At 38.7% G+C, this 6754-nt stretch carries 7 protein-coding genes and 1 pseudogene; 5 read left to right on the top strand and 3 right to left on the bottom strand.

What is annotated here, in order from left to right; translation table 11 throughout:
- Positions 1-618, top strand: a 618-nt coding sequence (locus tag IQ237_RS25695) for a WD40 repeat domain-containing protein (protein WP_228020715.1), incomplete at its 5' end; no start/stop codon positions are given.
- Positions 611-1750 (top strand): ATP-binding protein, encoded by a 1140-nt coding sequence (locus IQ237_RS25690; RefSeq protein WP_194060071.1) that lies wholly within the window; start codon positions 611-613, stop codon positions 1748-1750. The genes IQ237_RS25695 and IQ237_RS25690, both read left to right, overlap by 8 nt.
- 94 nt (positions 1751-1844) lie before the next feature.
- Here IQ237_RS25690 and IQ237_RS25685 read toward each other — a convergent pair whose 3' ends face one another.
- Together IQ237_RS25685 and ftsH2 are read right to left on the bottom strand one after the other, a co-directional pair.
- The gene (locus tag IQ237_RS25685; protein WP_194060070.1) at positions 1845-2210 is read right to left on the bottom strand and encodes a hypothetical protein; all 366 of its coding nucleotides are present in this window, start codon (positions 2208-2210) and stop codon (positions 1845-1847) included.
- 166 nt (positions 2211-2376) lie between these two features.
- A complete protein-coding gene (gene ftsH2 / locus IQ237_RS25680; RefSeq protein ID WP_194060069.1) occupies positions 2377-4263 on the bottom strand; it encodes an ATP-dependent zinc metalloprotease FtsH2 in 1887 nt (628 codons plus the stop codon).
- 466 nt (positions 4264-4729) lie between these two features.
- Between ftsH2 and IQ237_RS25675 the strand changes: the two genes are divergently transcribed.
- The 3 genes from IQ237_RS25675 to IQ237_RS25665 all read left to right on the top strand — a co-directional run bounded on the left by IQ237_RS25675 (position 4730) and on the right by IQ237_RS25665 (position 5955).
- A complete protein-coding gene (locus IQ237_RS25675) occupies positions 4730-5035 on the top strand; it encodes a type II toxin-antitoxin system HicB family antitoxin (protein ID WP_228020714.1) in 306 nt (101 codons plus the stop codon).
- Complete coding sequence (locus IQ237_RS25670) at positions 5032-5136, top strand: type II toxin-antitoxin system HicA family toxin (protein ID WP_228020713.1); 105 nt, start codon at positions 5032-5034, stop codon at positions 5134-5136. Before IQ237_RS25675 ends, IQ237_RS25670 begins: the two co-directional genes overlap by 4 nt.
- Positions 5137-5733: 597 nt before the next feature.
- Entirely contained in the window at positions 5734-5955 is a 222-nt protein-coding gene (locus tag IQ237_RS25665; protein ID WP_194060068.1) for a hypothetical protein, read from the top strand.
- Positions 5956-6053: 98 nt separating this feature from the next.
- On the opposite strand, the pseudogene mgtE reads toward IQ237_RS25665, so the two are convergent.
- A pseudogene (gene mgtE, locus IQ237_RS25660) lies at positions 6054-6629 on the bottom strand (magnesium transporter); the annotation flags it as partial.
- Between the last annotated feature and the right edge of the window lie 125 nt (positions 6630-6754).

Raw genomic sequence — 6754 nt, 5'->3', positions numbered from 1 at the left:
CTGGGTAAGAGCGATCGCACTCACACCCGATGGAAAAACCTTGATTTCTGCTTCAGGGACAAGACTATCAAAATCTGGGATTTGGGAACAGGAGCAGAAAAGTTCACCCTTACTGGTCATAGTGACCGGGTAAGAGCGATCGCAGTGACACCGGATGGAAAAACCGTGATTTCTGCTTCTGATTCTTGGAGGGACAAGACTATCAAAATCTGGGATTTGGGAACAGGATCAGGAAACTTCACCCTTACTGATCATAGTAAGTCGGTAAATGCGATCGCACTCACACCCGATGGTAAAACCTTGATTGCTGGTTCAGATGAGGAGACTATCAAAATTTGGGATTTGGGAACAAGACGAGAAAAGTTCACCCTTACTGGTCATAGTAAGTCGGTAAATGCGATCGCACTCACACCCGATGGTAAAACCTTGATTTCTGGTTCAGATGACAACACTATCAAAATCTGGGATCTAGAAACCACAAAGGAAATAGCAACCTTCACGGGAGAAAGTCCTATAAAATGCTGTGCAGTTGCTCCCGATGGGGTGACAATAGTTGCAGGGGAAGAATCAGGAAGGTTACATTTTCTGCGTTTGCAAGGAAAGGTGACAGATGAATAGTTTATCTTTCTCTGCTTCAGCAAAGAGTGAAAATTTTGTAGGTCGTGATTTTGTCTTCTCTGCTATTAATAATTTTCTCCACCGTTACCCCAAGGGTTATTTTACTATTGTCGGTGTTCCCGGTAGCGGTAAAAGTACGATTCTTGATCAATTGGTACTGCAAAATCCTGATATTATTTATTATAATGCCCAAATTCCTGGTAAAAATCGGGTTGAGGAATTTTTAACAGATGTTTGCAGACAGTTAATCAGGAAATTCCAGAGTTTATTAAATAGTGAAAATCTGGATTTTGATAATTATGATAGTTCGGTTTTTTCGTTGTTGTTACAACAAATCAGTGAGAGGTTAGCACCAGAGTCAAAGTTAATTATTATTATTGATGGTTTGGAAGCGATTAATTTAGAACATCAAGCTATTGGGACTAATTTATTTTATTTACCCCGATATTTACCGGATCAAGTTTATTTTATTTTTGCACGTCGTCCTTATAAAAAGTCGCATACAGGGTTGTTAATTGAAGCACCTTCGCAGGTTTTAGATTTATCGGATTTTCAGAGAGAAAATAGGGAGGATGTGAAGGAATTTATTCGGAGGAAACTAACCGCAGAGACGCAGAGTTCGCAGAGAAACCTAACCCCCCTAACCCCCCTTCCCTACAAGGGAATGGGGGAACAAGAATTTTCTAACTCCCCTCTCCTCCCAGGAGAGGGGTTGGGGGTGAGGTTCAACGAAAATGAAGATAATTTTATGTATGTGCAGCAGGTTTTAACTGCTTTTGCTGAGGGTTTTTATGATGAAAATGATGTTAATAATTTTCCTCTAGGTTTGGAAAGTTATTATCAACAACATTGGGAGAAAATGCAAGGTGATGGTTTTTCTGATATTGCTGTAAATGTGTTGCGGGTTTTGACTACCGGGGAAATGCAACCGATGTCAGCTTTAGCTATTAGTCAGGTTATCAATGAAGATGTTTTTGATGTGATGGAAGTGATGGAACAATGGTTAGAGTTTATGCAAGAATTTAGGAAAGGTAAGGAAGTTAAATATCAATTATATCATCATGGTTTTCGGTTGTGGTTAAGGGAATTCTTTTTGATCTCTAGGAAAATCAAATTCGCTAGAAACAATTGATAATCAGGTTGATTAATAATCCAATTAATAACAGATTCTGGTTTTCTTCCAGATATTGCCGCAGATACTAAAATATTAGTATCTATAATAATGATCATTCTCCTCTCCGATAAGCTGCTATTTCTTCATCAATTTCTGCATCTGTTAAAGGATGATCAGCGTGTAATTCCTGGGTTTCTTGACATAATTGGCTAAATTCTTCAGCTAATTTCTGTCTGTGGGGATCTGGTTGATAATTTCTTTTTAGTTCCTGCATCATTTGAATTTTCTCCTCCAGTAATTTTTGTGCTGGTTCTCCCGAAATAATTGTAATTTTTTGACTTTCTTGATTGAGATTTTGTCTTTCTGCTAAAACTTTTAAAGCATCAGTAATCACTTCATTAGGTGTTTTATATTTACCTGTTTTTAACTGTTCCTGCAATAACTTCTCTTGTTCTGAATCCAAAATAATTTGTATCATATTTCTGACCCTGTTACCAGTTTCCTATAATTATAACCATCAGCATTGAGTTATTTTGTTGGGTTGCGCTATCGCTTAACCCAACCTACGGATCTGTGGTTCATTATTCCCAAAAAAATAGGGACAGTTTACACCATCCCCATTAATTTCCTATTCTTGAAAACCCTTACAGTTGAGGAACAAACTGTTGCTTATCAGGTACTTCAGTGTACTCAGCGACAATTTGCCGGAACTCGTCACCGTCAATGGTTTCTTTTTCAATTAACAGATCAACCAAGCGATCTGTAACTGCACGATGTTCACGAATAATTCTCTTCGCATTTTCGTAACACTCTTCAGCGATCGCTCTCACTTGTCCATCAATACGAGAAGCAATAGACTCAGAATACTCGGATCTGGTTGTCCAGTCACGACCTAAGAACACTTCACCTTGTTGACTTTCCAAAGATAAAGGACCTAAGTCAGACATCCCAAACCGTGTTACCATTTGTCGTGCCATTCCTGATAACTGTTGCAAGTCTCCACCCGCACCAGTTGTCACTTCCGCAGCACCAAAAATTACTTCCTCTGCTGCACGACCACCCAAAGCACCTGTAATTCTCGCTTTTAGTTGCGAACGGGAAATTAAACCTTGTTCTTCATTGGGCATAAACCAAGTTAAACCCTGTGCTTGTCCTCTGGGAATGAGGGTAACTTTCTGTACAGGATCATGATCCTTTAACAAAGTACCCACTAAAGCATGACCAACTTCATGATAAGCAATTAACCGCTTACTCTTGCTGTCTACTAAAGGAGTACCTTCCATACCTGCAACTACCCGATCAACTGCATCATCAATTTCTAACAGGGTAATTGCTTCTTTGCGTCTTCTGGCGGTGAGAATAGCTGCTTCGTTGAGGAGGTTAGCGAGATCCGCACCACTGAAACCAGGGGTACGACGGGCGATCGCTTCTAAGGAAACACCAGGATCTAATTTCTTATTCCGTGCATGAACTTCGAGAATTTCCAAGCGTCCTTTAATATCAGGAGCGTCAACTGTTACCTGTCTGTCAAAACGACCGGGACGCAATAGCGCAGAGTCGAGAACGTCAGGACGGTTGGTAGCTGCAATAATAATAATGCCAGTATTACCTTCAAAACCATCCATTTCTGTTAACAGTTGGTTTAAGGTTTGCTCTCTCTCATCATTACCACCACCGATACCAGCACCCCGTTGACGACCTACTGCGTCAATTTCATCAATAAAGATGATACAAGGAGCGTTATCTTTCGCTTTTTTGAACAAGTCGCGGACACGGGAAGCACCCACACCCACAAACATTTCTACAAACTCAGAACCTGAGATAGAGAAGAAAGGAACACCCGCTTCACCGGCGATCGCTTTTGCTAATAAGGTTTTACCTGTTCCTGGAGGTCCTACCAACAGCACACCTTTAGGAATTTTTGCACCAACAGCAGTAAATTTCTCAGGTTGTTTTAAGAAAGTCACAACTTCCTGTAATTCTTCCTTAGCTTCTTCAATTCCCGCCACGTCATCAAATTTTACGCCGGTTTTCGCTTCCATTTGGAAACGAGCGCGAGACTTACCGAAGTTCATCGCTTGGCCAGGACCACCGGGAAGGTTATTAGAACGACGGAACAAAAAGAATAAACCAGTAATTAACAACACTGGGAATAAAAGATTACTTAACAAACCCCAGATAGCGCCATCATTGCGGATAGGATGAGCATCAAAGCTAACGTTATGTTCTTTGAGTTTATTGATCAACTCAGGAGCGTTAACGGGTAAGTCTACTCTCCAGCGTTGAATGCGGTTTTCAATATCTTGGTCGTTCGCTTCGATAATTGCAGTTCTGCCACCATCGTACAAGTCTACACTGGTAACCCGATCAGCGTCCAAGTATTCCAAAAAGCGCCCATAGGTCATGCGGGTATTGGCTGCATTACGGCTGTTATCTGCTGGTTGACCGGCAAAAGTACCTTGCCAAAAGAAAAAGCCTATTACCAAAGCCAGCACGGACCAAAGTGCTACAATTCTCCAAGAAAATTTCATCTGTTAATTTGCCTCTAGTACCAATATGACTACTTTTGTAACGGATGTTTATAAATCCATTTTGTAATTTCAGCCATGACAGCGTAGTTTGCTTATGGCAGATTCATGAAATTTTTCTAGAATCTTAATTAAATTTAACCTAATTCTCATACTAATACCAATTGAAAATTCCAAATTAAAAGTTAAATCTTCCCAAAAGCTTATCTATCAAGGGTTTGGTGCTGATTTCTTTTTTGCTCTCCCTGATACTCATTTTATGCTAGACCACGCTGAATGATCAAATATATTTAGTTTGACTTATCTGCGTTTATCTACGTTTACCTGCGTTTGTGTTTATTGTAAAAAGTTAATTATACTTTATAATATAAAAAATACGAAAACATGGGGATTGAACCACGAAGTAGCGAAGAAACGTTCACCGGAGGTGTTCCCGCAGGGTAGGTAAGAGTTTTGAGAGAGGTTGCTTGTGATGGGTGATAGTGCGATCGCTGACCTTGAAACTAATCATCGTTTAAAATGTTTAAAATATAGTGGACTTCTTGTGGAAATTGCTATGAAAGCAGAGTTAACAGCCATCATTGAGAAAGCAACGGAAGGAGGATACTGGGCAATTTGTCCAGAAATTCCTGGTGCTAATGGTCAAGGTGAAACCATTGAGGAAGCAAAAGGAAACTTGAAACTTGCTATTCAATTGATTATTGAAGATCGTATGGCAGATATCCGCAGAGGACTAACAGAAGATGCGATTGAAGAGACAATTTTAATTCCATGAAACGTAAAGAATTAGAAAAAAAGTTAAGACAAGCAGGGTGTTACCTAAAACGAGAAGGTGGTTCTCATTCTTTATTGGTAACTGTCAAGATTACTAATTAAACTTAGAGAAGTGTGTACCTATCTTTTGTAATGCTGTTTTGTAATCCTCCAATGGCATATTTTTAATTGGTTTCCACAACCAATGATTATTATAGCTATTGGGTTAAGAGTTTCCATAGGTTGGGTTAAGCGATAGCGCAACCCAACGAAAGCATATCAATGTTGGGTTTCCTAACGTCAACCCAACCTACATATTGATATTTTTTTAGGCTTAACTGAAAAGTATTGAACTCAGATTAATCGCTAGAGAATTTGTGATTGAGTATAAACCTTATCTCATTAACTCCTGTAAAGTCTAAACTTGTGACTTCTTACCATTCTTTTTATACAATACAACCTTTTAGGGATTTGAGCAAAAATTTAATTCTTCAGGAGTCAGGAGGAAGAATTAAAAATTAAAAATTAAAAATTAAAAATTAAAAAACTTTTGCTTTTTTCTGTTCCCTGTTCCCTTTAATTTAAGAAATACTAAGAAATACCAAGAAATAATAGGATAAATTAAAGATTATAAAATTATTCTCAAGAAAGAGGCTTATTGAGAAAAGATCAGTTATATTGAAACTACCGTGAATCTCTGACTTGGTGCAGCTATCAAAAATGTCCAAAACCATCAGTAGTAACCACCATAACCTCCAATTAAGTCCCCATCTGGAGGTCAACCCAAACTTAACTGATACTAACCTTTCAGAACCCAGCCAACAAGTAATTGATACAGTACAGCTACAGGTTTTTCATGCAATTTCTGGCAGGATACGTATCCTTACTATTGATGGTAATTGGAATGAACAAATTGAACATCTATCCCAAGAATTAAAATAGCAAAGTTAGGTAGTAAGTCTACTGAGGGATAACCGCTCCCATGCTCCCGTTGAAGTAGAAAGTAAAGTCTAGTTTTGTCTAGGTTTTATATAGCAGTGTTACAATCTTAAAATCCATCTCGCCATATTCAGATAAATTAAAACCCCGAAAACATCAACCGCAGTGGTAATAAATGGTGCTGACATTAAAGCGGGATCTAACTTCATAGAACGAAACAAAAAAGGCAAAGCAGCACCTGAGAAAGAAGCAATTAGGCAAATAGCAAATAAACTAATACCTACAGCCAGTGACACTCCTAAATTTCCTTGTAGAAAGAAAGCCCAGACTGTAACTACTAAACCTAACATTGCTCCTAAAGCAGCACCAGCGATCGCTTCTCTGCGGACTATGTTCCACATTTCACTACTACGAATATCCTGGGTATTTAAACCTCGAATAACCACTGTTGAAGACTGCGCTCCTACATTACCACCCGTATCAATTAATAAGGGAATAAATGCAGCTAAGGCAACTACTTTTTCTAAAACATCTTCTTGATTACGGATGACTGCACTTGTTAAAGTATTAGTTATTAACAGAACTAATAACCAAGAAACTCTTCTGCGAGCAACTGTAAATAAGTTAGTGGTAAAATAATTGTCATCACCTGATTCTAACCCTCCTAATGTATAGATCCCACATTCCGCACCCCAAACTGTCCCAGAGGGAAATTACGGAGATGAAAAATCAAAGTTAGCGTAAAAACAGACATATACAGTGAAAAAAGCATTTGAGAAACAGTAAATCACCAAAAATGTCA

Source organism: Sphaerospermopsis sp. LEGE 08334, assembly GCF_015207205.1.
In the GTDB taxonomy this organism is placed as follows: domain Bacteria; phylum Cyanobacteriota; class Cyanobacteriia; order Cyanobacteriales; family Nostocaceae; genus Sphaerospermopsis.
The sequence above is the reverse complement of the archived record's forward strand: the minus strand, read 5'-3'. Positions and strand labels throughout refer to the sequence as shown.

What these genes read in the sequence shown, in the direction of transcription:
- IQ237_RS25690 (WP_194060071.1), top strand. Translation starts at nt 611, where the DNA reads ATGAATAGTTTATCTTTCTCTGCTTCAGCAAAGAGTGAAAATTTTGTA.
- IQ237_RS25685 (WP_194060070.1), bottom strand. Translation starts at nt 2,210, where the DNA reads ATGATACAAATTATTTTGGATTCAGAACAAGAGAAGTTATTGCAGGAA.
- ftsH2 (WP_194060069.1), bottom strand. Translation starts at nt 4,263, where the DNA reads ATGAAATTTTCTTGGAGAATTGTAGCACTTTGGTCCGTGCTGGCTTTG.
- IQ237_RS25670 (WP_228020713.1), top strand. Translation starts at nt 5,032, where the DNA reads ATGAAACGTAAAGAATTAGAAAAAAAGTTAAGACAAGCAGGGTGTTAC.
- IQ237_RS25665 (WP_194060068.1), top strand. Translation starts at nt 5,734, where the DNA reads ATGTCCAAAACCATCAGTAGTAACCACCATAACCTCCAATTAAGTCCC.